The 24,891-nt window shown below is 37.1% G+C and carries 25 protein-coding genes; 22 read left to right on the top strand and 3 right to left on the bottom strand.

Annotated elements, in window-relative coordinates; genetic code table 11:
* Nucleotides 1–45 precede the first annotated feature (45 nt).
* Nucleotides 46–1,077 (bottom strand): lactonase family protein, encoded by a 1,032-nt coding sequence (locus BW721_RS01835; RefSeq protein ID WP_076765585.1) that lies wholly within the window; start codon nucleotides 1,075–1,077, stop codon nucleotides 46–48.
* Nucleotides 1,078–1,237: 160 nt separating this feature from the next.
* On the opposite strand from BW721_RS01835, the gene BW721_RS01840 reads away from it, so the two are divergent.
* The 7 genes from BW721_RS01840 to BW721_RS01870 all read left to right on the top strand — a co-directional run bounded on the left by BW721_RS01840 (nucleotide 1,238) and on the right by BW721_RS01870 (nucleotide 9,027).
* Entirely contained in the window at nucleotides 1,238–1,591 is a 354-nt protein-coding gene (locus BW721_RS01840) for a PTS glucitol/sorbitol transporter subunit IIA (RefSeq protein ID WP_076765587.1), read from the top strand.
* A gap of 19 nt (nucleotides 1,592–1,610) precedes the next feature.
* Nucleotides 1,611–2,807: an AI-2E family transporter gene (locus tag BW721_RS01845; protein ID WP_076765589.1), complete on the top strand. Its 1,197-nt coding sequence runs from the start codon at nucleotides 1,611–1,613 to the stop codon at nucleotides 2,805–2,807.
* A 125-nt stretch (nucleotides 2,808–2,932) separates the two neighbouring features.
* Nucleotides 2,933–3,559, top strand: a complete 627-nt coding sequence (locus BW721_RS01850) for a TetR family transcriptional regulator (protein WP_076765591.1) — start codon at nucleotides 2,933–2,935, stop codon at nucleotides 3,557–3,559.
* A gap of 21 nt (nucleotides 3,560–3,580) precedes the next feature.
* A complete protein-coding gene (locus BW721_RS01855; RefSeq protein ID WP_076765592.1) occupies nucleotides 3,581–5,311 on the top strand; it encodes an ABC transporter ATP-binding protein in 1,731 nt (576 codons plus the stop codon).
* Nucleotides 5,308–7,128: an ABC transporter ATP-binding protein gene (locus BW721_RS01860; RefSeq protein WP_076765594.1), complete on the top strand. Its 1,821-nt coding sequence runs from the start codon at nucleotides 5,308–5,310 to the stop codon at nucleotides 7,126–7,128. Before BW721_RS01855 ends, BW721_RS01860 begins: the two co-directional genes overlap by 4 nt.
* A gap of 371 nt (nucleotides 7,129–7,499) precedes the next feature.
* Nucleotides 7,500–7,886: a GntR family transcriptional regulator gene (locus tag BW721_RS01865; RefSeq protein WP_076765596.1), complete on the top strand. Its 387-nt coding sequence runs from the start codon at nucleotides 7,500–7,502 to the stop codon at nucleotides 7,884–7,886.
* A gap of 1 nt (nucleotide 7,887) precedes the next feature.
* Nucleotides 7,888–9,027: a DUF1648 domain-containing protein gene (locus BW721_RS01870; RefSeq protein WP_076765599.1), complete on the top strand. Its 1,140-nt coding sequence runs from the start codon at nucleotides 7,888–7,890 to the stop codon at nucleotides 9,025–9,027.
* A 258-nt stretch (nucleotides 9,028–9,285) separates the two neighbouring features.
* Here BW721_RS01870 and BW721_RS11900 read toward each other — a convergent pair whose 3' ends face one another.
* The gene (locus BW721_RS11900) at nucleotides 9,286–9,951 is read right to left on the bottom strand and encodes a type 1 glutamine amidotransferase (RefSeq protein ID WP_076765601.1); all 666 of its coding nucleotides are present in this window, start codon (nucleotides 9,949–9,951) and stop codon (nucleotides 9,286–9,288) included.
* Nucleotides 9,952–11,301: a Mur ligase family protein gene (locus BW721_RS11595; RefSeq protein ID WP_076765602.1), complete on the bottom strand. Its 1,350-nt coding sequence runs from the start codon at nucleotides 11,299–11,301 to the stop codon at nucleotides 9,952–9,954.
* Nucleotides 11,302–11,511: 210 nt separating this feature from the next.
* On the opposite strand from BW721_RS11595, the gene BW721_RS01885 reads away from it, so the two are divergent.
* The 15 genes from BW721_RS01885 to murA all read left to right on the top strand — a co-directional run bounded on the left by BW721_RS01885 (nucleotide 11,512) and on the right by murA (nucleotide 24,863).
* Entirely contained in the window at nucleotides 11,512–12,081 is a 570-nt protein-coding gene (locus BW721_RS01885; protein WP_076765604.1) for a thymidine kinase, read from the top strand.
* 47 nt (nucleotides 12,082–12,128) lie between these two features.
* Nucleotides 12,129–13,208 carry a peptide chain release factor 1 gene (gene prfA, locus BW721_RS01890; protein WP_076765606.1) on the top strand — a complete coding sequence of 360 codons (1,080 nt, stop codon included), beginning with the start codon at nucleotides 12,129–12,131 and terminating at the stop codon, nucleotides 13,206–13,208.
* Entirely contained in the window at nucleotides 13,195–14,052 is an 858-nt protein-coding gene (prmC, locus tag BW721_RS01895) for a peptide chain release factor N(5)-glutamine methyltransferase (protein ID WP_076765608.1), read from the top strand. Before prfA ends, prmC begins: the two co-directional genes overlap by 14 nt.
* A 230-nt stretch (nucleotides 14,053–14,282) precedes the next feature.
* On the top strand, nucleotides 14,283–15,509 hold the full coding sequence (gene glyA, locus BW721_RS01900; RefSeq protein ID WP_076765611.1) for a serine hydroxymethyltransferase: 1,227 nt from the start codon (nucleotides 14,283–14,285) through the stop codon (nucleotides 15,507–15,509).
* A gap of 93 nt (nucleotides 15,510–15,602) precedes the next feature.
* A complete protein-coding gene (upp, locus tag BW721_RS01905) occupies nucleotides 15,603–16,238 on the top strand; it encodes a uracil phosphoribosyltransferase (RefSeq protein ID WP_076765613.1) in 636 nt (211 codons plus the stop codon).
* A gap of 298 nt (nucleotides 16,239–16,536) precedes the next feature.
* Complete coding sequence (gene atpB, locus BW721_RS01910) at nucleotides 16,537–17,250, top strand: F0F1 ATP synthase subunit A (RefSeq protein ID WP_076765615.1); 714 nt, start codon at nucleotides 16,537–16,539, stop codon at nucleotides 17,248–17,250.
* Between the two features lie 40 nt (nucleotides 17,251–17,290).
* A complete protein-coding gene (gene atpE / locus BW721_RS01915) occupies nucleotides 17,291–17,503 on the top strand; it encodes a F0F1 ATP synthase subunit C (protein ID WP_076765617.1) in 213 nt (70 codons plus the stop codon).
* A gap of 36 nt (nucleotides 17,504–17,539) precedes the next feature.
* Nucleotides 17,540–18,043 carry a F0F1 ATP synthase subunit B gene (gene atpF / locus BW721_RS01920; RefSeq protein WP_076765618.1) on the top strand — a complete coding sequence of 168 codons (504 nt, stop codon included), beginning with the start codon at nucleotides 17,540–17,542 and terminating at the stop codon, nucleotides 18,041–18,043.
* A gap of 1 nt (nucleotide 18,044) precedes the next feature.
* Nucleotides 18,045–18,566 carry a F0F1 ATP synthase subunit delta gene (locus BW721_RS01925; protein ID WP_076765620.1) on the top strand — a complete coding sequence of 174 codons (522 nt, stop codon included), beginning with the start codon at nucleotides 18,045–18,047 and terminating at the stop codon, nucleotides 18,564–18,566.
* 19 nt (nucleotides 18,567–18,585) lie between these two features.
* Complete coding sequence (gene atpA / locus BW721_RS01930; protein WP_076765622.1) at nucleotides 18,586–20,094, top strand: F0F1 ATP synthase subunit alpha; 1,509 nt, start codon at nucleotides 18,586–18,588, stop codon at nucleotides 20,092–20,094.
* Between the two features lie 47 nt (nucleotides 20,095–20,141).
* The gene (locus BW721_RS01935; RefSeq protein WP_076765624.1) at nucleotides 20,142–21,056 is read left to right on the top strand and encodes a F0F1 ATP synthase subunit gamma; all 915 of its coding nucleotides are present in this window, start codon (nucleotides 20,142–20,144) and stop codon (nucleotides 21,054–21,056) included.
* 23 nt (nucleotides 21,057–21,079) lie between these two features.
* Nucleotides 21,080–22,501, top strand: a complete 1,422-nt coding sequence (gene atpD / locus BW721_RS01940) for a F0F1 ATP synthase subunit beta (RefSeq protein ID WP_076765626.1) — start codon at nucleotides 21,080–21,082, stop codon at nucleotides 22,499–22,501.
* A gap of 3 nt (nucleotides 22,502–22,504) precedes the next feature.
* Complete coding sequence (locus BW721_RS01945) at nucleotides 22,505–22,927, top strand: F0F1 ATP synthase subunit epsilon (RefSeq protein ID WP_076765628.1); 423 nt, start codon at nucleotides 22,505–22,507, stop codon at nucleotides 22,925–22,927.
* 375 nt (nucleotides 22,928–23,302) lie between these two features.
* Nucleotides 23,303–23,464 carry a DUF1146 family protein gene (locus BW721_RS01950; protein WP_232222959.1) on the top strand — a complete coding sequence of 54 codons (162 nt, stop codon included), beginning with the start codon at nucleotides 23,303–23,305 and terminating at the stop codon, nucleotides 23,462–23,464.
* Nucleotides 23,465–23,549: 85 nt separating this feature from the next.
* Nucleotides 23,550–24,863: a UDP-N-acetylglucosamine 1-carboxyvinyltransferase gene (gene murA / locus BW721_RS01955; RefSeq protein WP_076765632.1), complete on the top strand. Its 1,314-nt coding sequence runs from the start codon at nucleotides 23,550–23,552 to the stop codon at nucleotides 24,861–24,863.
* The last annotated feature ends 28 nt before the right edge of the window (nucleotides 24,864–24,891 follow it).

Raw genomic sequence — 24,891 nt, forward strand, 5'->3', positions numbered from 1 at the left:
AGTGTATGGAAGTTTTTACTTCCATACACTTATTTTAATTAACTATTAAAATGTCACACAAACACACTCTGCTGCATATGTTTCTTTATCTAGTAATGTTAAATGACCGCTTTCTTGATCACGTTTGAATAATGTCAAGTTATCAGAATCTTGATGACCGACAATCACATATAATTCGTCCGGTGAAAAATTAAAGTCACGCGGTGTTTTTCCTTCAGTTGGAACAATTTCTAGTAATTCCAATGATTGGGAATCTTCAGAAACTGCAAATACGGCAATTGAATCATGACCACGATTTGAGAAGTAAACAAATTTACCATCGTGACTTACACGAATCGCTGCACCACTGTTAAATGATGTGTGTGTGTCAGGGATAGTCGCTACGCGATAAACATATGTAAATGAAGCAGTTGCTTCATCATAAGTTAAGATTTCAATCTCGTTACTTAGTTCGCAAACTAAATAAACAGTTTTGTTGTTTGGGTGGAAAACCAAATGACGTGGGCCTGAACCCGCTTTTGCTGTATAGGTGGCACGTTCGCTTAATTCACCGGCATCAGATACATCGTAGCTGACGATTGTATCTGTTCCTAAGTCACAGACAAGGAGTGTTTGTGAACCTGGTGCATAATCTGCGTAATGAACATGAGGAGATGCTTGGTTTTCGTGAACGCTACTTCCTTGATGGTGTTTGCGGTCCGTTTGAATGATACAACCATCTTCTTGTTCTTTGTAAACACTGACAAAACCACCGTGATAGTTGGCAGTGAACAATAAGCCGCGTTTTTGGTCATAGGAAATGTAGCAAGGTGCAGAGTCTTCAGAAGTTGTTGCTGCACGTTTCACATAATCTCCGTTTTCATCTAAATCGAAAGCTGTTAGCCCGCCACCACGTTCTTCTTTAGAAATGGTATACATGGTTTTTTTGTCATCAGAAAAAGTCAGATAAGTTGGTGTATCCACTTCTGCAATCAATTTGTAGTTAACTAATTGCTGAGTTTCTGTATTAAGGGTAATTTGGTGTACCCCTTTACTCGTTTGTTTTGTATACGAACCTAAGTATAAGGTATGCTCCATCAATTAATTCCTCCTTGGTGATAAGTCTTAGTGATAGTATATCAAATTATAGGAGAAAAACGCTTTATAATGAATAAAAAAACAAAAAATCTCAGATACTTTGTTTTATCGACTAATGTGATAGAATAACAGTATCATCGTATAAAGGAGCTTTTTAACTATGATTAGCGAAATTGTCCATATCGGAAAAGAAGCGGTTAGTACCGAAGAAAATATTCTAATTTTATTTGGAGAAGATGCATCTCCTGCAATAAAAAATGTGTCAGTTCTACAGTCCTTCAAAGAAAAGGATGATGATTTTGAATTAAAACTGAATCATACTATTACGATAGGTGATCAAGTTTACACCATAACCTTTGTTGGTGAAAATGTAAGTGCTAATTTACGTGCGCTAGGACATTTAACACTTGTTTTCAAAGAAGTCGATGAAGACAACTTTATTGAAACAAGTGTCTACTTAACTCCACATCAATTACCTCATATCGAGACAGGAATGACAATTACTTATCAATAAGTGAAAGTGAGTGAGTAGAATGGAGAGAAAACAAACAGATCATCATTTCCAAGTGACGAGAACATCTTGGTTTGAAAGATGGTTTTTAAATAATAAAATTGTAACGACCTTATTGATTGTCTTATTGATTTTATTAATCATTTTAATATTTTCAAAAATTTCACATCTGTTTCAACCGGTAGGTAGTTTTTTTAGTGTGATTGGCTTTCCATTGATTTTAAGCGGCATTTTATACTATTTAATGAACCCATTGGTGAACTGGTTGGAAAAGAAAAAAATAAATCGAACAGCCGCAATTTGGATGGCTTTTCTCGTTCTTGTTTTATTAATCATCTGGGGAGTAGCCATTTTAATTCCAGTTATTCGTGAACAAACGATAGGGATCATTGATGATATTCCTGAGTTCTGGGTTAAGATTAATGAGCTGTTTAACAATTTGTTTACCTACGACTGGTTCCGTTCTTTTCAAGAACAGTTTAAAGAGATTAATACCAGTGTTTTTGATGCCTTATCATCGTGGGCAAATAACTTCCTGTCCAATACCTTCTCAGGGATTGGTAGTGTGCTAGGCGTTGTGACGAATGTATTTGTTGGTTTGATTACAATGCCGATTATTTTGTATTACTTATTAAAAGAGGGGGATAAGTTTCCATACCAGATTCTTGCCTTCCTACCTACCCGCCACCGTTCAACCATTAGGGATTTACTGAAGAAAATTAATTTACAAATCAGTCAATATGTTCGCGGTCAAATCACAGTTGCCTTTTTCGTAGGCTTAATGTTTGTGATTGGTTATTCGATAATTGGGTTAAATTATGGAATCGTTCTTGGCGTTCTAGCTGGATTCTTAAATGTCATTCCATATTTGGGCTCTTTTTTGGCGATGGTTCCGGCTATTATTGTAGGCTTAGTTGATTCACCGATTATGTTAATTCAAGTACTGATTGTTTTTAGTATTGAACAGTTTATTGAAGGCCGTGTGATTTCACCTCAAATTTTAGGGAGTAATTTATCTGTTCATCCGGTTACCATCATGATCGTGTTATTAACGGCGGGTAAAGTGTTCGGCTTAGTCGGATTTGTACTAGGTATTCCAGGGTATGCAGTTTTAAAAGTTGTTTTCTTACACGTATTTGAGTGGTATAAGAGCTACTCTGGCTTGTATCATGAGCAGAGCCAAAGTCCACCAACATCTAACGTAATAGAAGAAGAGTAAAAAAGTGAAACGTCGTTTCACTTTTTTTGTGCATACGATTTGACACATGTGACAACTTGTCATAAAATGGGGTGTGTGTTGTGACAAGATGTCACTTTTTTATTTAATAGAAAGAAGGTGTGGCTTTGCCTAAAAAAACTTTTTTCAATTTATCAGATGAAAAACGCCAACGCTTAATGTCAGCCGCTTATGATGAATTTTCTAAGATGCCATTAGAAGAGGTCTCAATTAATGTGATTATTCAGCAGTCTGATATTTCAAGAGGGAGTTTTTACCAGTACTTTGAAGACAAGGAAGATTTATACTTCTATTGTCTTGATCTTTTAAAGAAAGACCAAAATGAGGGGATTTCGAATTGTTTTGTCCAAGCTAATGGCGATGTGATAGAAGGATTACGATTAACCTTTAAGTTTTTGTATCATTATTATGTTCATAGTGACTATAAACAGTTTTACCATCACTTCTTTGTCAATATGTCGTACAGAAGAAGTCGCAATATATTTGAAAAAGAGACGAAGGATAAACAAAACAAGGATCTTGTTTGTCGATATAAACACTTAGTTGATCATATTGACCAATCAAGTTTGAGCTTTAGTGGTGAAGAGGAATTATATGAGTTTGTTCAATATATTTTTCAAATGATTCATTGGACATTGTCTAAAGTCTTTCTCCAAAGTCTTTCAGAAGAAGAAGCGTTTAAGATGATTAACAACCGCTTATCGTGGTTGGAAAATGGTATTCGAAAAAAATAGAAACAATGTAGGAGGTTCTCTATGATTGAATTAGGGAAACGAATGTCATGGAAAGCATTTCTTGCTTCTGTGTTATTTATTATTATTCAGGTTTTTGCTGAATTAAATCTTCCGAATATGACATCAAGTATTATCAATGAAGGTATTGCAACTGGTGACTTGGATCATATTTGGAGTACAGGTATAAAAATGCTCATACTAACAGCTATTACGATTGCTGCTGCTATTGTAGGGGTATATATTTCTGCGCAAGAAGCGCAACGAGTAGGACGACAGATTCGTGGTGATATTTATAAAAAAGTCATGTATTTATCAAAAGATAAGGTGGATAGTATTGGAGAAGCATCATTAATTACACGTTCTACAAACGATGTTGAGCAAGTTCAATTAGTCTTTATGATGTTTTTGAGAATGATGATGTTTGCACCGATAATGGGAATTGGGGCAGCGGTTTTATCTTATACACAAAACCCAGATTTGGCTCGGATTTTCTTTGTATCTGTGCCCGTTTTAATTGTATTTGTATTTCTCATTATGAGAGCGGCTATTCCACTCTTTAAACTTATTCAAAGTAAGACAGATCGCTTAAACTTAATTTTCCGTGAAGGCTTAACGGGAGTGCGAGTTATTCGTGCCTTTAATAAAAGTAACTATGAAGAAGCACGATTTGCAGAAGCCAATAAAGACTTTATGGATAACAACGTAAAGGCCATGTCGATTATGAGTTTACTAATGCCAACAATGACACTGGTGTTAAGTGTGACAAATATTTCTATCGTCTTAATCGGCGGGGAATTCATCGCAATTGGAAATATGCCAGTAGGGAACTTAGTAGCCTTTATTAGCTATTCATTTATGTTACTGTTTAGTTTTATGATGCTATCTGTTATTTTATCAATGGTGCCTCGCGCCCAAGTTTCGGCAGCACGTATTAATGAGGTGTTAAACCTTGAAAGTAGCATTCAAGATGGCCCATACAGCTTTTTTGAAAGTCATACGAAAGCAGAAAGAGGAACACTTGAATTTGAACATGTGACTTATGCCTTCCCAAATGCTGAACGTGCGGCCTTAAAGGATGTCAATTTCTCAATGAAAACAGGTCAAACATTGGCTGTTATTGGAGGAACAGGGTCTGGTAAATCAACAATTGCTAACTTGATGATGCGTTTTTATGATGCAACAGAAGGTGTTGTTTCATTAAATGGTCGTGATTTGAAAGATTTAAAACAACATGATATTCATGAACGTATTGCTTATGTGCCTCAAAAAGCTAATTTATTCTCTGGAACTATTCGTTCTAACTTACTATTTGGTAATGCAGAAGCAGACGATAATGCCTTATGGAAAGCATTAGAAGTGGCGCAAGCCAAAGACTTTGTTAAAGGTCTTAAGCACGGTTTAGATTCTCCAGTTGAACAGGGAGGAACCAACTTCTCTGGTGGGCAACGTCAACGCTTGTGTATTGCACGTGCAATTGTGAAAAGTCCAGATGTCTATGTCTTTGATGATTCATTCTCTGCTCTTGATTTTAAAACAGATGCAGCATTACGTGCCGCTCTTAAGACAGATATTGATGATGCGATAGTCGTTATTGTTGCGCAACGTATCAGTACGGTTATGGAAGCAGATGAAATTATCGTTTTAGACAACGGTAATGTGGTCGGTCAAGGCAAGCATGATGACCTAGTAAGAGACAATCAAACGTACCTAGAAATTATGAAATCTCAATTTAAAGAAGGTGAAAATGAATGAGAAATGCACCACGAGGAGCAGTAGTCAAACCTAAAGATTTTTGGGGAACACTTAAACGACTGCTTAAATATATGTCATTGAAAAAATGGCTACTATTATTCGCCTTTTTACTATCAGGGACTGCTACTATTTTACAAATTTTTACACCAAAAGTTTTAGGTAGTGCAACAACGGTTATTTTTGAAGGTGTGATGAAAGGGTCTCAAGAAGGAGCAGATGGTATAGCTCGCTTCCCGATTGACTTTGATACGATTAAAAGTATCTTAATATTACTGTTTGGCCTTTATATTGCTAATGCTGTCTTGGGCTACATTGCACAGTTTACACTTGTTCGTATTGTTCAAAAAACGGTTTATGACTTGCGTCAAGACTTCAAGAAAAAAATGTCACGTGTTCCGATTTCTTATTATGACAGCAATAGTAACGGTGACATTATGAGTCGTGCTATTAATGATGTGGATAATATCGCGCGTCAGCTCGTTCAAATTGTTAACCAAGCGATTATTAGTGTCGTTCAATTTTTCGGGATTTTGATTTTGATGTTAACCATTAGTTGGAAACTCAGTTTAGTAGCCTTAATTACAGTTCCGTTAAGTGCCTTCATTATTTCGCGTATTGCCCCAAAGTCACAAAAGTATTTTGGCAAGCAACAACGTGAATTAGGTAAATTAAACGGACAAATTGAAGAGAATTTTTCAGGACATACCGAAATTATTGCCTTCAACCAAGAAGAAAAATCCATTGAAATCTTTGAAGAACAAAACGAAAAACTTTTTAAAGTTTCCTTTAAAGCACAATTTGTTTCAGGTGTTTTGATGCCATTGATGAACATGGTTAAAAACTTAGGTTATGTTTTTGTTGCTGTTTTAGGGGGATTGGAAGTTGCAAATGGGGCAATGAGTTTAGGTAATGTACAAGCATTCCTGACTTACACCAACCAATTCTCAGAGCCAATGAAACAATTAACCAATATCTTAAATACCATTCAATCTATTATTGCATCAACAGAACGTATCTTTGAAGTTTTAGATGAAGAAGAAATGCCAAACACTAAAACGAATAAACCAAAAGTTGAAACAGATGAGAAATTAACATTTGAACACGTTCGCTTTGGTTATGGCGATTCAGCTGACTTGATGACTGACTTTAATTTAAGTGTCAAAGCTGGTCAAATGATTGCTATTGTTGGACCAACTGGAGCAGGTAAGTCAACTATCATTAACTTATTAGAACGTTTCTATGATATTAGAGGAGGAAGCATTCGCTTAGATGGTACGGATACACGCGACATTGACCGTGATGAATTACGTAACCACTTTGCCATGGTTCTTCAAGATACATGGTTATTCCATGGTACTATTTTCGATAATATTAAATATGGTGCTCGAGAAGGTGTTTCGGATGAAGAGGTTTATGCAGCAGCTAAAATGGCTCATGCAGATGAATTTATTCGCACATTACCTGATGGCTACCAAACTTATCTGAATGAAGATGCAAGTAATATCTCACAAGGGCAACGTCAGTTATTGACGATTGCACGTGCCTTCATTCGAGATCCTGAAATTCTAATTCTTGATGAAGCGACATCGAGTGTTGATACGCGAACTGAAATTCTGATTCAACAAGCAATGAGAAAATTACTTGAAGGAAGAACGAGTTTCGTTGTTGCCCATCGTCTATCTACTATTCGTGACGCTGACAATATTATCGTTATGAACCAAGGAGACATTATGGAAACAGGTAACCATAATGAATTGATGGCACAAGGCGGATTCTACGCCGATTTATATAACAGTCAATTTAACGAAGCATCTTAATAATCATAAGAAAAGCGGACAAGTCCGCCTTGGCCTATGAAAAAATAGGACATTTGACCCTGAATTATCAGAAGACTTCACGCTTCAGCGGGTTAGTCGAATGATAGGCGTTAGCGAGCAGCGATGCGCGCAATGGGGCAAATTTATCTTTTTTTCACTAGGTCAGGACTTGGGAGCTAGACAGTGATGGCTGAACGTATAATCCCCTAGTCCATAAACTAGACGTCAGAAGGTTGAAACCTTCTGACGTTTTTTTATGTACAAGTAAAACTGTCGCCTGATATATTTTTTTCCTCACTCGATAGAGTTGTTGAAATTTAACCGATCTATGTTATACTTGATATATAACAAATAGAGCTGAGGTGGTTGAAATGTTTTTAGAAATTGAGCGGACGAGTCCGATTGCAATTTATACTCAATTGACTAGTCAAATAAAAAAAGCCATCGTCAAAGAAATTTTAGTCGAAGGGGATGACTTGCCGAGTGTTCGTGTTTTAGCGAGCGACCTAGGTGTTAATATGCATACTGTTAATAAGGCCTACAATATTCTGACAGAAGAAGGGTTGCTTTTAAAAAGTAAAAAAGGTTATGTCGTGAGCCCGAAAATTAATCGCCAAACTAACGAAGAGCAAGACGTTGAAATGAAGAAACGTTTGGAAGATGTATTAGTAGATATACTCGTTCATAATCATTCTCAGAAAACTGTTCAAGAATGGTTGTCGGAACTCACTGTAGCATTAAGAAAAGGGGATAACTAGGATGTGGTTATTTATTGGATCGATGGTACTTACCGTCATTACTATGGGGGTGACAACTGGCTTAACGCCATACTTTAGTCGAAGGGCAACACCATTTGGTATTAGTGTGCCAGTCGATGAGTTAAAGTCAGATTTTTTAAAAGGTCTCTTTAAGAACTATATCACGATTAATGTTGTGATCAGTGCATTACTTGCACTTCCCATGCTTATCATGCCCTTTTTTTTTAAGGATGAAGCGGTTGAGGTTGCGGTATCGATTTACCTTATAGTGAGTATCTTTTTATTTATGGCGATATCATTTGCCTTGTATCTGTTCTATCGAAAAAAAATAACGACTTGGAAAAGACAGTTTATTAATGACACATCAGAAATAAGAAAAACCGTTGTTATTGATACTAATTTTCATAAAGACTTAAAACTAATTTCCAGTCGTGCTGTCATTTTGTGGCAACTCTTTATTATTGTGATGACTACTTTGATTGCTTTATTGAATTATGATCGTATACCCAATCAAATCCCGATTAACTTTGATTCGCAGTTTCAAGCTAATCAATTTGTAATGAAGTCTTACGTCACGGTTTTAGCATTTCCTAGCCTGCAAATGCTAATGATTCCTATTTTATATTTATCCTACTATTCCTTTATTAAATCACGTCAAAAACTTTCTCCTTTGGCGCCACTTGTGTCCAGTCTAAAGAGTAAGCTATTTCGCCAAGCATGGACGCGTTTTTTCTTTGCAGTCTCGATATTGACACAGCTATTAATATCAGTCTTGTTTCTAACAACTACATTGTTGGATGAGACTTATATTTGGATTGCTATGGTATCTATTTTTACCTTTCCAGTCGTTACCATAGCTAGTTCGATCTATTTATCTCTTAAGTACGGTCAAGCTGGTGAAAAACTAAAAATTGACAATGATGATGAGACTAGCCAATACTACCAAGATCCCGAAGATAATGATAAGTGGTTAGCAGGAATGTTTTATTATAATCCCGATGACGCAGCTATTTTTGTCGAAAAACGCTTCGGTATTGGAACGACCGTAAATTTAGCCAGATGGCAGGCTTGGGCGTTCACATTAGGCATAGTGATTCTAACGTTAGCGATGGTCCTTTGGGGATTATTACTGGATCAATAAAAAGTATATAAAAATCCGTCAGGAAGATTTTTCTTCCTGACGGATTTATTTTATAGTCTAGGGGATTATACGTTCAGCCATCAATGTCTAGCTCCCAAGTCCTGGCCTACTGAAAAAAAGATAAATTTGCCCCATTGCGCGCTTCGCTGATCGCTAACGCCTATCATTCGACTAACCCGCTGAAGCTTGAAGTCTTCTGATGATTCAGGGTCAAATGTCCTATTTTTTCATAGGCCAAGGCGGACTTGTCCGCTTTTCTTATGCTAATAAGTTCTTTTTTTGATGGTTTTTAATAGCTAAATCAACAATACGTTCTGCTAAATGGTTGTTTCTAACTAATAGAGGACCATGGAAATAAGAGCAGAAAACATTTTTATAACGTGCGCCTTCTGTTTTATCCTCACCATTATTTCCTTTACCCACTTGAACAATACCTAAAGGCTGAACACCGTCACCTAAGAATGTCCGACCGTTGTGATTTTCAAAACCATTGTAAGTATCGCCTGTCTCTTCATCAACGATTGTAATGTCTCCGATAAAGCGATTATTATCTTGGTTCAAAGTGTAGTAATCAATAGCACTAATGCCACTAATTTTTTTACCTTTAGCATCGACATAGTAGTGACCTAATAATTGGTAGCCGCCACAAATGGCAAGTAAGACACCATCGTTATCAATGTAGGTTTTAATAGCATCAGCTTTTGCTTGGATATCTTTTGAAACGATATATTGTTCATAATCCTGACCGCCACCGAAGAAGACAAGATCATAGTCATTGGGATTGAAGGGTTGATTTAAACTTACAATGTCAGTTTCGACTTGAACGCCTCTTTGTTTAGCGCAGTATTGCAACATCAGTAGGTTTCCGTTGTCGCCATATGTATTTAATAGATTTCCGTATAAATGACCAATGCGTAGTTTCAACTATTTCATCCTCTCTTTGATGTAACCACGTTCTGCTAATTCTTTTCGTAAGTTAAGAACAGCTGTATAAGTTGCCATCACATAAATTTTTTCTGTCGGTTGATTTTGGAAAGAATCAATAAGAGAACCGACTGTATCGTAGCTCGTCATTTCTTCTTCAGAGAGTCCTGCAACTTTCAAACGCAATTGCATTTCCTCACGGCGAATACCACTTACGCTAACGCTCTCTATAGAATGAGTCGTTAGTTTTTCAAAATCGCCATCCCAAATCCAGCTCACGTCAGTACCATCTGCTGGACGGTCATTTAAAACAACCGAAAGTGAGAAGGGATCTGTTTCATAATCAAGCAAATCAATAATCTGGTTTAATCCCACTGGGTTTTTAATGAGGTTTAAAATAATCGTTTTATTACCGATTTTAATGGTTTCTTGGCGACCGAATTTTTGTTCAGCAGAAGAGAATCCCTTTTGAATCTCTTCAACGCTTAGGCCAAATTCTCGACCTACTGAATAAGCAGCTAGAGCGTTGTAAATATTATAGAGTCCAGCAACATTGATTTTAAACGGATGACCATCGATTTCAAAGGTTGATGATTGGTAATCCAAATGATCAACAGCTGTCACCGCGTACTTCAACTCAGGACGTTTAAACTCACAATTCGGACAATAGTACTTGCCAAGGTTTGCATAAGTATTAAATTTATAATGTAAAATATTTTGGCAGTTGGGACATAAGACACCGTCTGTATTATAGTGAGCCATTGTCTCGCCATCTTCTTGATGGTTAAAGCCAAAATAAATTTGTGGATTAACAATATCTTTAGAATTAAAAATAGGGCTATCACCATTAGCTAAAATAGTTGCATTTGGAGCTAGTGCAGCACCATCAACCATTTTTTGATAAATCGTATAGATTTCACCGAAACGGTCCATTTGATCACGGAAAACATTCGTATTCACAATAATTTTTGGTTTAATATATTTAGTCACATGAATTAAACTTGCTTCATCGACTTCAAGAATCGCCATTTTCTTTTGTCCAGCTTTTGTTGGTTGCGGATCTAAAAATGTCGAAATAATCCCTTGTGCCATGTTTGCACCTGTTGGATTGGTTAAAACGCGGTCAAATTTTTGTTGTAAAACATGGTAGGTTAGGGAAGTTGTTAGTGTCTTACCATTTGTACCAGTAATGATTGCGACTTCATAGTCTTTTGATAATTGTGCCAATACAGCTGGATCAATTTCAGCTGCCAGTTTACCAGGTAAACTGCTTCCGCCGTTCGTAAATTTACGTAGTGCCCATTGTGTTCCTTTTCCGACCGAAATGGCCAATGCTCCCCTTATACTCAAATGTATCTCTCCTTCAAAAATTCTCTTTGACATCATAGCATAAAACGTGTTTATTCTGAAAGCCGACGATAGCACGAACAGGTCGATAATCGTTAATTTTTAATATTTCTTAACATTCTGTTGAAATAAAACTGGATGATTGACTTTAAAGCTATTTCTTACTATTATATTACAAGATAATAACTATGGAAAATGTTGATGAGGTGTAAAATGGCACAATTATTTTTTAAATATGGCGCGATGAATAGTGGGAAAACAATTGAAATTCTAAAAGTTGCCCACAATTACGAAGAACAAAATAAGCCAGTATTAATTTTTACTAGTGCTATCGATGACCGTGATCAAGTTGGCTATGTCGCAAGTAGAATTGGTCTTCGTAGGGAAGCCTATGCTATTCGCGAGGACACAGATATTTATGAAGTGGTAAAATCTGAGAGGGAGAAACCATACTGTGTACTTTTAGATGAAGCTCAGTTTTTAGCTAAACATCATATATTACAATTAGCTAAAATTGTAGATGAGTTAGGTATACCGGTCATGGCTTTTGGTCTTAAGAACGATTTTACAAATGAGTTATTTGAAGGATCGAAGTATCTGTTGCTTTATGCAGATAAATTTGAAGAAATAAAAACAATTTGTTGGTATTGCCATAAAAAAGCATCGATGAACATGCGTATTATAGATGGTAAACCTGTCTATGAAGGTGAACAAATTCAAATTGGCGGCAATGAATCGTATATTCCAGTTTGTCGTAACCATTATTTCCATCCAGAACTGTAGGCTGCAGCAAACGATTTATATTTGAAAATAGAAGGGTTTTGAGAAAGATGTTTGATCAACTTGATGCATTCATCATCCGCTACGAAGAACTAGGAGAACTATTAAGTGATCCAGAGGTTATTTCGGATACAGCACGTTTGATGGAGTTAACGAAAGAAGAAGCAAATTTACGTCCAAAAGTAGAAGTATTTAGACGCTACAAAAAAATGGAAGAAGAAATTGCTGAGACAGAAGAGATGCTCTCTGAAAAATTAGATGCAGAAATGGCTGAATTGGCAAAAGAAGAACTATCTGAACTGAAAAATGAACGCATTGAACTTGAAGAACGTATTAAAGTTCTACTGTTACCTGAAGACCCAAATGATGGCAAAAATATTATCATGGAAATTCGTGGTGCTGCTGGTGGGGACGAAGCGGCTTTATTCGCAGGAGATTTGTTTGAAATGTATAGCAAATACTCTGAGAATCAAGGTTGGAAAGTAGAAGTCATGGATGCTAATATTACGGGCATTGGTGGTTATAAGGAAATTATTCTTATGATTAAAGGGCAAAATGTATTCTCTAAATTGAAATATGAAAGTGGTGCCCACCGTGTACAACGTGTGCCATCAACTGAATCACAAGGTCGTGTTCATACATCAACTGCAACAGTTGTGGTTATGCCAGAAATGGAAGAAGTAGAGCTAGACTTAGCTGATAAAGACATTCGTGTCGATATTTACCATGCAAGTGGTGCCGGTGGCCAGCACGTTAACAAAACAGCATCTGCTGTTCGGTTAACTCATATTCCAACCGGTATTGCTGTTGCCATGCAAGATGAGCGTTCGCAGCTGAAAAACCGTGAAAAAGCAATGAAAGTTTTGCGTGCACGTGTTTTTGATAAAATGTCTAGTGAAGCACAATCTGAATATGACGCAAATAGAAAATCTGCTGTGGGGACAGGGGATCGTTCGGAACGGATTCGTACGTACAACTTCCCTCAAAACCGTGTGACAGATCACCGTATTGGTCTCACTATTCAAAAATTAGATCAAATATTAAGTGGTAAGTTTGATGAGATCGTCGATGCTTTAATCCTCGCTGATCAAACTGAAAAACTGGAGAATTTAAATAATGGAATCAATTAGTACGCGAACATATCAGCAAGTTGTTCAAAGTGCCGTGAAATACCTAGAAAAATTAGAATTAAATACTTATATTGCAGAACGCTTACTCCTAGACCGATTGGATTGGACCAAGACAGACTTTATTCGTCACCTCAACGATACATTGGAAGAATCAGTTTATCTTCAGTATTTAGATGATCTTAATGAGTTTATCAAGGGGAAGCCATTGCAATACATCGTCGGTAAAGAATGGTTTTACGACTATACCTTAAAAGTCACTCAAGATACGCTTATTCCGCGACCAGAAACAGAAGAGTTGGTTCACCGCGCACTTAGTCATTTGAATAAAGTAGCCAAGGATAAACCTTTGCGTATTTTAGATATCGGAACAGGATCAGGTGCTATTGCAATTACGATGAAGAAGGAACGCCCGCAAGATGATGTAACAGCGACTGATATTTCTGAGAAGGCATTAGAAGTGGCTATTGAAAACGCTGGAACACATCAAGCAGCAATCCGCTTTTTAAAGGGAGACTTGCTTGAACCCGTGTCACTTGAAACCTTTGATTGTATTATCAGCAATCCACCTTATATTGGTTACGATGAAAAAGACTTAATGGATTCGTCTGTTCTCCAATACGAACCCCACACGGCTTTGTTTGCTGAGAATCATGGCTTGAGCCTATATGAGCGTCTTGCTTACGAACTGCCATTTCACTTAAAAACAGACGGTTGTTTATTTATGGAAATTGGTTTCCAGCAGGGTGAAAAATTGAAATCACTCTATCAACAAGCTTTTCCAGATAAAGAGGTTTCAATTGAAAAAGATATTAATGGCTTAGATCGTATGTTAATTGTTAAATAAAAAGAAAGAGCTAGGATGAAACTCCTAGCTCTTTCTCGCTTAACCGAACAATTCAAGCGTAATCACTTAATTATGTTCGGTTATTTTTGATTTTCGACAGCTGGAAACGCATCTTTATATAATAATGTGTGTTTTTTTATAGATTATTCTATTAAGCTAAAATGAACTGTGATATACTAAAGATAAATTTAATCATCCTTTAATAAAAAGGAGTTCAGGGGGAATGTTGAGTGTTTGATAAAGAAATTTTTGATGCAATTGAAAAAGAAAAAAATCGCCAAGAAGAAGGAATTGAGTTAATTGCTTCAGAAAACGTAGTATCAGTGGATGTTTTAAGAGCACAGGGCAGCATTTTAACAAATAAATATGCAGAAGGATACCCTGGCAGACGTTATTATGGGGGCTGTGAGTTTGTCGATGTCATTGAATCTTTAGCTATTTCACGAGCAAAGGAATTATTTGGCGCAGAATATGCCAATGTTCAACCACACTCAGGAAGTCAGGCTAACATGGCTGCTTATATGGCATTGGTTCAACCAGGTGATAAAATTCTTGGTATGGACTTGAATCATGGCGGTCATTTAACACACGGATCTGCTGTTAACTTTAGTGGTAAGAACTACCAATTCATTTCTTATGGTATTGATAAAGAAACAGGAGCAATAAACTACGATACCGTTCGTGAGATTGCTATTAAAGAACAACCACAATTAATTGTAGCAGGAGCAAGTGCTTATTCACGTCATATTGATTTTAAAAAATTCCGCGAAATTGCTGATGAAGTTGGCGCGAAATTGATGGTTGATATGGCTCACATCGCTGGTTTGTGCGCAACAGGTTATCATCAAAATCCTGTTAAATACGCTGATGTGGTTACTTCGACAACTCATAAAACATTACGTGGCCCTCGTGGTGGCTTAATCCTTGCGAAAAAAGAGTACGCAAAAAAATTAAATTCTGCTATTTTCCCTGGTATCCAAGGTGGACCACTTGAACATGTCATTGCTGCTAAAGCAGTTGCCTTCCTTGAAGCCCTACAACCAGAGTACAAAGATTATATTAATCAAGTTGTTAAAAATGCTAAAGCAATGGAAAATGCCTTTAAACAATCACAGTTTAACGTGATTAGTGACGGGACTGATAACCATTTGTTACTATTAGATGTTTCCCCTTATGGCATTAATGGAAAAGAATTGGAAACACTATTAGATGAAGTGGGTATCACCGTTAATAAAAATGCGATTCCATATGACCAACTACCACCTACAAAAACAAGTGGTATTCGAATTGGAACACCAGCGATTACAACACGTGGATTTAAGGAAGATGAATCGACAAAAGTAGCAGAATTAATTATAAAAGTAGCTGCTAATCAAGATAATCCAGCTGTTCTAGATGAAGTGAAAAACGACGTGCGTCAATTGACACAGGCCTTTCCACTTCACATTGGAAAATAAGTCAAATAATACCCGTCAAATGCATAAAATTTCTAGCCAAAATGATTGTAATACTATACAATAGAAAAAGTGAAATTTTGAGGGGGAATATAAATGGCACGAGTAACAGTTATGGATCATCCATTGATTCAACATAAATTAACCATTATTAGAAAAAAAGACACAGGAACGAAAGATTTTCGTGAAGTTGTAAGTGAAATTGCGATGCTAATGGCTTATGAAGTAACAAGAGACATGCCTTTAGAAGACGTGGAAATTGAAACGCCACTTGTTAAATCTGTTCAAAAAACATTGAGCGGTAAAAAAGTTGCCATTGTTCCCATTTTACGTGCTGGTTTAGGCATGGTTGATGGCTTCTTAGCAATGCTTCCAGCAGCTAAAGTAGGTCATGTTGGTTTGTACCGTGATGAAGAAACGCTTGAACCTCACGAGTATTTCGTAAAAATGCCTGCAGATATTGCAGAACGTCAATTATTTGTTGTTGACCCAATGTTAGCAACAGGTGGATCTGCCGTTGCGGCAATTGAAGCATTAATTAAACGTGGCGCAAAACCACAAAATATTAAATTTGTCTGCTTAGTAACAGCGCCAGAAGGTGTAAAAGTTTTAAATGAAGCTTATCCTGACGTTGAAATTGTTACGGCGGCATTGGATGAAAAATTAAATGAAGTTGGTTACATTCTTCCAGGTTTGGGAGATGCTGGTGACCGTCTATTTGGAACTAAATAGTCTAATAAAAACATGTCTTATCCTATGTGGAAAAGACATGTTTTTTTCAATATATTGCAAATGAGGAATTATTTACAAAATAAAAACAAGCATTTTGTTGTTCAATATTTAGTTACACAATGTTGAATTTACAATATATTGATTGATATGCGTAAAAAAATAATAAATATTTTTGATTATTTGGGTTAAGCGTGGTATTATGGTTTTGCAAATGAACCCTGCTGTTTTCATGGATAATGACATTAATTAAACTGGAGGGCTTATTCTAGCTGTATAGAAATGAAAAGAGGTGAAACGATTGGAACATGAATCGAAAGTGATTGAATTCATGGGGATTGGCTTTAGCGTAAATATTCTGATTAGTGTGGCAGTTACCTGCTTCATTGTCTTTCTATTTTGCTACGTTTGTACAAGGAATCTAACGCTACGTCCGAAAAAAGGGCAACTCGTTATCGAGTATATAGCTGATTTCGTAAAGAACATGATTGCAAGCTCAATGGACTGGAAGACAGGTGAACAATTTTTCTTGTTAGGTTTTACACTATTCCTTTTCATATGGGTTGCAAATGTCTTGGGGTTATTCTTAATTTTAAATATTGGAGGCTACTCTTACTGGAAGAGTCCAACAGCGAGTCCCGTGGTAACACTGGCGCTTGCTTTAATGGTACTTCTTTTAACGCATTATTTTGGAGCAAAAGAGCAAGGCTTCAAGGACTATTTTATGAATAGTTACATTCGACCGGTTCCGGTTTTAATGCCCATTAAGCTACTAGAAGAGTTCACAAATGCATTGACGTTAGCGTTACGTCTGTATGGGAACGTTTATGCTGGTGAAATTTTACTGGCCCTGATTGCTTCGTTAGCAAATGCAGCAGGACCACTGACATGGGTAGTGGGGATACCACTCCAAATGGTTTGGCAAGGATTTTCAATTTTTATAGGGTCTATTCAGGCCTTTGTATTTACAACCCTAACAATGGTGTATTTATCGCATAAAATTGAAGCAGAGTAAAAAAATAATATAAGTTTTTTAAAACAAAGGAGAAATTAATATGAATTTTATAGCAGCAGCGATTGCGGTTGCAGGAGCAGCCATCGGAGCTTCATTAGGGAACGGTAAGGTTATTTCAACAACAATCGAAGCGATTGCTAGACAACCTGAATTGCAAAGTAGATTACAAACGTTAATGTTTATCGGTGTAGGGTTAATTGAAGCTGTGCCCATTATGGCTGTAGTTATAGCATTCTTACTTATTTTCCAATAACCAATTAACAGATAAATTGATAGAGGAGGAGAGAATGTGACACTAGGCTTAATTTTAGGAGCTTCGACAACATTGGGTGATTCACTGGTAACATTGATTTCGTTTCTACTATTATTTGTTGTCATTAAAAGTGTTGCGTGGAAGCCACTAATGAATATGTTGGCTCAACGTGAAGAAGCGATTAATGCTGATCTTGATAAAGCAGAAACAGCTCGCCTAAGTGCTGAAATGCAACTAGCAGAGGTTGAATTACATCTTCGTGAAGCACGGACAAAAGCAAATGATACACTATCACGAGCACAAGCTGAAGGAACAGAAATGCAAAGAGCAATTGTTGAAGAAGCTAAGGAAGATGCTCGTAGAATTCGTACTCAAGCAGAAAAAGAAATTGATTTAGAGCGTAAACAAGCATTTACATCACTTCGTTCAGAAATTAGTGAAATGTCAATTAGCATTGCTGAAGGTATTATCGGTAAAGAACTGAATGCAGACGATCAAAATCGCTTGATTGAAGAATTTATAAAAGGATTGGAAGATTAATATGGAAAGAGAAATCATTAAAGACTCCTCTCTGAAACTATTCGTTACAACCTTTTATAACAACATTGAGAGTTCAGAAGTTGCCAACAAAATGGCTTATGAACTAAACCAACTTCGCGATAACCTACTTGAGGTTATGGAGGAAGAGAAAGACCAAGCTGTTATTGAACAAAAATTACGAATTGCGGTTCAATTCTTATCAGAGCCATCATTAGCATTTTTATCTGATATTGATACAGCAGCTTACGTTAATGCGATTAATTTGTTTGATGAGCTGCATCGTGAAGATCGGGAGCCGGTAAATATTACCATTACATCAGCAGTGGCGCTCACTCATGAGCAACGTGATCGTATCATTAAGGCCTTTCGTAAAAAAGTTGAAAATCATCACCTGTATGTCAAAGAGGTTGTTGATGAATCAGTGTTGGGCGGAGTTAAATTAGAATCTGATAATTATGCATTTGATAACACACTTCGTACAAAACTAAACGGAATGAAAAAATATCTATTAGAAGACCAATGAGATTGAAGAGGTGAAGAATGTGGCGATAGATAAAGATAATTTACATTCTTTGATAAAAGAACGAATCAGCTCTTTTCAATCTGTTCCAGAAATGGAAGAAATTGGAAAACTGACCTATGTCGGTGATGGGATCGCTAGAGCGACTGGTTTACAAGACGTTATGAGTGGCGAGCTCCTAGAATTTTCAAATGGTGCCATTGGTATGGCACAAAGTTTGGAAAAGGATGACGTCGGAATTGTTATTTTTGGTGAATTTGAGACCATTCATGAAGGTGACGTTGTTAAGCGTACTGGACGTATTATGGATGTTCCAGTTGGAGACGCTCTAATTGGTCGTGTCGTGAATGCTTTGGGACAACCAATTGATGGACAAGGTGCTATCTTAACGACTAAGAAACGCCCTGTTGAGAGTGAAGCACCAAGCGTTATGGACCGCCAATCTGTAGCAGAACCATTACAAACAGGATTAAAAGCCATCGATGCTTTAGTGCCAATCGGCCGTGGTCAGCGTGAGTTGATCATTGGAGACCGTCGTACAGGGAAAACAACCATCGCTGTTGATGCTATTCTTAATCAAAGAGGAAAAGATGTTATTTGTATTTATGTGGCAATTGGACAAAAAGAATCATCCGTACGTAATCTAACAGAAATGTTAAAACAACACCGTGCGATGGATTATACCATTGTCGTATCAGCAAGTGCATCACAACCAGCTCCAATGTTATACATTGCGCCATACGCTGCAACAGCAATGGCAGAGGAGTTTATGAATCAAGGGAAACACGTATTAATTGTTTATGATGATTTATCAAAACAAGCAGCTGCTTATCGTGAAATGTCATTACTATTGAAACGCCCACCTGGCCGTGAAGCTTATCCAGGGGATGTTTTCTACTTGCACTCACGTTTATTAGAACGATCTGCTAAGTTAAGTGATGAAATGGGCGGTGGCTCAATTACATCATTACCAATTGTTGAAACACAAGCAGGAGACATCTCAGCTTATATTCCAACGAACGTTATCTCAATTACAGACGGACAAATTTTCTTGGAGAGCGATTTATTCTTCTCTGGTATTCGACCAGCTATTTCAGCAGGTCTATCTGTTTCTCGTGTTGGTGGGGCAGCGCAAGTAAAAGCGATGAAGAAAGTAACCGGTACATTGCGTTTAGATCTAGCTTCTTATCGTGAACTTGAAGCCTTTACACAATTCGGTTCTGATTTAGACGTTTCAACACAACAACGACTAAACCGTGGTCATCGAACTGTGGAAGTTTTAAAACAAGACTTGCATAAACCGATTGCTGTTGAAAATCAAATTGTTATTTTATATGCCTTGACACATGGATTCCTGGATACCGTACCAGTTCGAGATTTAAAACGATTTGAAAAAGAATTGTTTAATTACATGAACATTAGCCATTCAAGTTTGATGAAACATATTGTTGAAACAAAATCATTGCCAGATGAAGAAGAATTATCAGCAGTTATAAAAGATTTTGTAGAGACCTTTGTTCCTCATAATTAAGAATGGACATCAAAGTAGCCAGTTGTTTTCTAAAGTGAGGTGAGAAAATGGCTTCTTTAATTGATATAAAAAAAAGAATTGCATCAACTAAAAAAACCAGTCAAATAACTAGTGCGATGCAGATGGTTTCTGCCTCTAAGCTAACTCGTGTTGAACAACAGGTTCGAAACTATCAAATGTATGCGAAAAAAATTAGAGAAATTGTGACACATATTGCAGGCTCTCAGCTGATGTTTCTTGAAGAACATGGTCATGTTGCCGCACAAGAACAGCAAGACATTGATTTTAATGACTTGTTAATTAGACGACCCGTTAAACGGACCGGCTATTTAATTATTTCATCAGATAAAGGGCTGGCTGGTAGTTATAACAGTTCTATACTGAAAGCAACACGTGATATGATTTTAGAAGACCATCAAACATCTGATGAATACGTCATTATCTCAATTGGTGAAACACTTGCTAATGATTTGAAAAAAAGCGGGATTCATGTTGAATATGTCGTTAGCGATTTAAGTGATCAACCTTCCTTTAATGAAGTCACGCAAGTGGTTTCGCAAGCAGTGAAGCATTTCCATGATGCTGTATTTGATGAACTGTATGTTTGTTATAATCATCATGTCAATGCATTGACATCACAATTTCATGTGGAAATGATGCTTCCTTTAGGTGATTTAGATCATGAAGAAGTAGAAGAGCATGAAATTGATTATCTGTTTGAACCAACTGAAGGTGACATTTTAGAAGTATTATTACCGCAGTATGCGGAAAGTTTAATTTATGGTGCCATTATTGATGCAAAAGCTGCTGAGCATGCATCACGTATGACGGCCATGAAGAGTGCAACAGATAACGCAAAAGACTTGATTGATCAATTGACAATGGAGTATAACCAATTGCGACAAGCTGCCATTACTCAAGAAATTAATGAAATTGTTGGCGGTGCACAAGCACTCGATTAATGATAAAGGGGATGCATGAATAAATGAGAACAGGACACATTGTTCAAGTCGTAGGCCCTGTAGTAGATGTTCTATTTCCGCTAGATAATGAACAACCAGATATTAATAATGCTTTATTGGTTGATAAGAAAAAACTAGATGGGACAATTGAAACCATTACACTAGAGGTCGTTCTGCAACTTGGTGAAGGGGTTGTCCGCACAATCTCGATGCAATCTACTGATGGCTTACAACGAGGGTTAGAAGTAATTGATACAGCTCATCCAATTAAGGTACCAGTTGGTCAAGAAACACTCGGCCGAGTATTTAATGTATTAGGACAACCGATCGACTTAAAAGAAGATTTTGCAGATGATTATCCGCGTGAATCTATTCATAAAGAAGCACCGAAATATGATGAATTAAGTAGTAGTTATGAAATTCTTGAAACAGGAATTAAAGTTATCGACCTACTAGCGCCATATTTAAAAGGTGGGAAAATTGGGTTGTTTGGTGGAGCGGGTGTTGGTAAAACCGTTCTAATCCAAGAATTGATTCATAATGTGGCTGACCAACATGGTGGGATTTCCGTCTTTACTGGTGTTGGAGAGCGTACGCGTGAAGGGAACGACCTTTACCATGAAATGCAAGAATCTGGTGTAGGTAAACGTACCGCTATGGTGTTTGGTCAAATGAACGAACCACCTGGCGCTCGTATGCGTGTAGCCTTAACAGGTTTAACGATGGCAGAATATTTCCGTGATCAAGAGAAACAGGATGTACTATTATTTATTGATAATATTTACCGTTTCACGCAAGCTGGTTCAGAAATTTCTGCATTATTAGGAAGAATGCCGTCAGCCGTTGGTTATCAACCAACCTTGGCGACTGAAATGGGGCAACTACAGGAACGTATTACGTCAACAAACGATGGCTCAATCACATCAATCCAAGCGATTTATGTACCAGCCGATGACTATACTGACCCTGCTCCAGCAACAACATTTGCCCATTTGGATGCAACAACTAACTTGGAACGTCGCTTAACACAACAAGGGATTTATCCTGCAGTTGATCCATTGGCATCATCTTCAAGTGCCTTGTCTCCTGATATTGTTGGAGAAGAACACTATGAAATTGCAACACAAGTTCAACAAATTTTACAACGCTACCGTGAATTGCAAGATATTATTGCGATTTTAGGGATGGATGAATTGTCAGATGCAGAGAAGACTTTAGTAGGGCGTGCGCGTCGTATTCAATTCTTCCTATCGCAAAACTTCCACGTAGCAGAGGCTTTTACAGGCGTTCCGGGGTCATTTGTACCTGTTAAGGAAACCGTTAAAGGGTTTAAAGGTATTGTAGAAGGTAAATATGATCAAGTCCCAGAAGAAGCATTCCGAAATGTGGGTTCCATTGAGGATGTTCTAAAAAAAGCAGAAAGCTTAGGGTATAAAGGGGTGTAGAGAATGGCTATTTTGAATGTGAATGTAATTACACCAGAAGGTATTATTTTTCAGCATCATGCCAAAGAGGTTCATGCTGAATCAACAGATGGTGGCATTACCATTTTGCCGAATCACACGCCGATTATTTTGCCGCTAAAAATTGGAGAGTTAAGAGTAACCCGTGTGACGGATGACTTTCAACAAAACCATATTGCAATTAACGGAGGAATCATGGAAGTCCGTGATAACGAAGTCAATATTATTGCCAATACAGCGGAACGTGCGAGAGATATTGATATTGATCGTGCTGAAATGGCTAAGAAAAAAGCCGAGCAAAAAATGATGAAAGCTAGAGACGAGAAAAACCAAATGGAGTTTCAAAGAGCAAAAGTTGCTCTTTCTAGAGCAATTAACCGTATTGGTGTCTCTGAAAAAAGAATGTAAGCAAAAGCCAATCTGTTTTTTAACAGGTTGGCTTTTTCAATTTCAACAATCGTATTATTTCATTTATTCCCTTCCCTGTTATAGAATTGAAACAAGGCATCAATTCATGAAAAAAGAAGGCACTTTCTATCGTGAAACTGTAATAAAGTCTTTTTATTATTTTATATAAGAGTCTCATATAAAAGGAAAGGTGTTAATTATGATGTCATTTTTATTAAAGTTATTAAGAAACTTTATACTTGTTTTTTTTTTCATCGATTTGTGTTAGTATAGTTTGAGACTATGAGGAGGTGTAGGTAGATGAACAGTTTATTTGTGTTTGGTCTATTGGAGCTAATTTCTCATATGTTATTTATTTTTTTGTCTTTTTGGGCTATGAAAGCAGTAAGAATAGAAAGTTGGATTCGAAAAAACCACGTCCCTGAAGCGAGAGTATTATATGTCTTGCTGTCAATTGCGTTAGGTTATACATGCAGCTCATTCTTTCTAGATTTTCTTCAAGTATCTAGAAGCCTATCCTTATTAATAACAAACTAAAATGTTTAAATACGATACAAATTAAAAAGGCGATTAAAAACGGCCTTACATTATCACGCACTTATTCTCGGAGGGATTTTTAAAAATGGAAAAAATGATTGTTCGAGGCGGTAATCGTCTTGTCGGAACTGTAAAAGTAGATGGCGCTAAAAACGCTGTGTTACCTATTGTAGCTGCAACAATTTTAGCATCTAAGGGAAAAACAACTCTTAAAAACGTTCCTATTTTATCTGATGTTTATACAATTAATAATGTATTGAGAAATATAAACATTGATGTTGATTTCAATGAAGAGGAACGTACGATTGAATTAGATGCAACTGGCGACGTTAGTTGGGAAGCGCCATTCGAATATGTTAGCAAAATGAGAGCATCTATTGTTGTAATGGGACCGTTGTTGGGTCGTTTAGGGAAAGCTAAAGTAGCACTTCCAGGCGGTTGTGCAATTGGAACCCGTCCAATTGATTTGCACTTAAAAGGTTTCGAAGCAATGGGAGCAACCATTAAAATTGAAAATGGCTTTGTTGAAGCGTATGCTGACAAATTAAAGGGCGCGCGTATTTATATGGACTTCCCAAGCGTTGGGGCAACTCAAAACTTGATGATGGGCGCTGTCTTCGCTGAAGGAACAACAACATTAGAAAATGCGGCACGCGAACCTGAAATTGTAGATTTAGCTAATTTCTTGAACCGCATGGGTGCACGCGTTTACGGAGCAGGAACAGAAACAATTCGTATTGAAGGTGTTGAAGAATTGCATGCTGTAGAACACAGCATTATTCCTGACCGTATTGAAGCAGGTACATTTATGGTAGCTGCTGCAGTCAGTAATGGAGATGTTTTCGTAGAAGACGCAATTGCTGAACATAACAAACCATTGATTTCTAAATTGAAAGAGATGGGTGTTACTATTCAAGAGAAAGAAAATGGTATTCAAGTTATTGGACCAAAACAGTTGAAAGCAACTGACGTGAAGACGATGCCACATCCAGGTTTTCCAACGGATATGCAAGCGCAAATGACAATTGCTCAACTTGTTTCTCAAGGAACAAGTACGATGACAGAGACCGTTTTTGAGAACCGCTTCATGCACTTAGAAGAATTAAGACGCATGAATGCTAACTTTAAAATCGAAGGACAAACAGTGCTATTATACGGTAACTCTGCATTCCAAGGCGCAGAAGTAGCAGCAACTGACTTACGTGCAGCAGCAGCTTTGATTATTGCTGGTTTAGTCTCTGAGGGCTATACGCGCGTAACAAACTTAAAACATTTAGACCGTGGTTATTACGGATTTGATGCTAAATTAAGAGGGCTAGGTGCTGAGATTGAACGTGTGAACGAAGAAGATCATGTTCTTTCAACAGCAGACCTAGATGCCTTATTTGTAGCAAAATAAACGAGATTGACGATATTTTTACAGAGTG

The sequence above is a fragment of the Jeotgalibaca sp. PTS2502 genome (assembly GCF_001975685.1).
Taxonomy (GTDB): Bacteria; Bacillota; Bacilli; order Lactobacillales; family Aerococcaceae; genus Jeotgalibaca; species Jeotgalibaca arthritidis.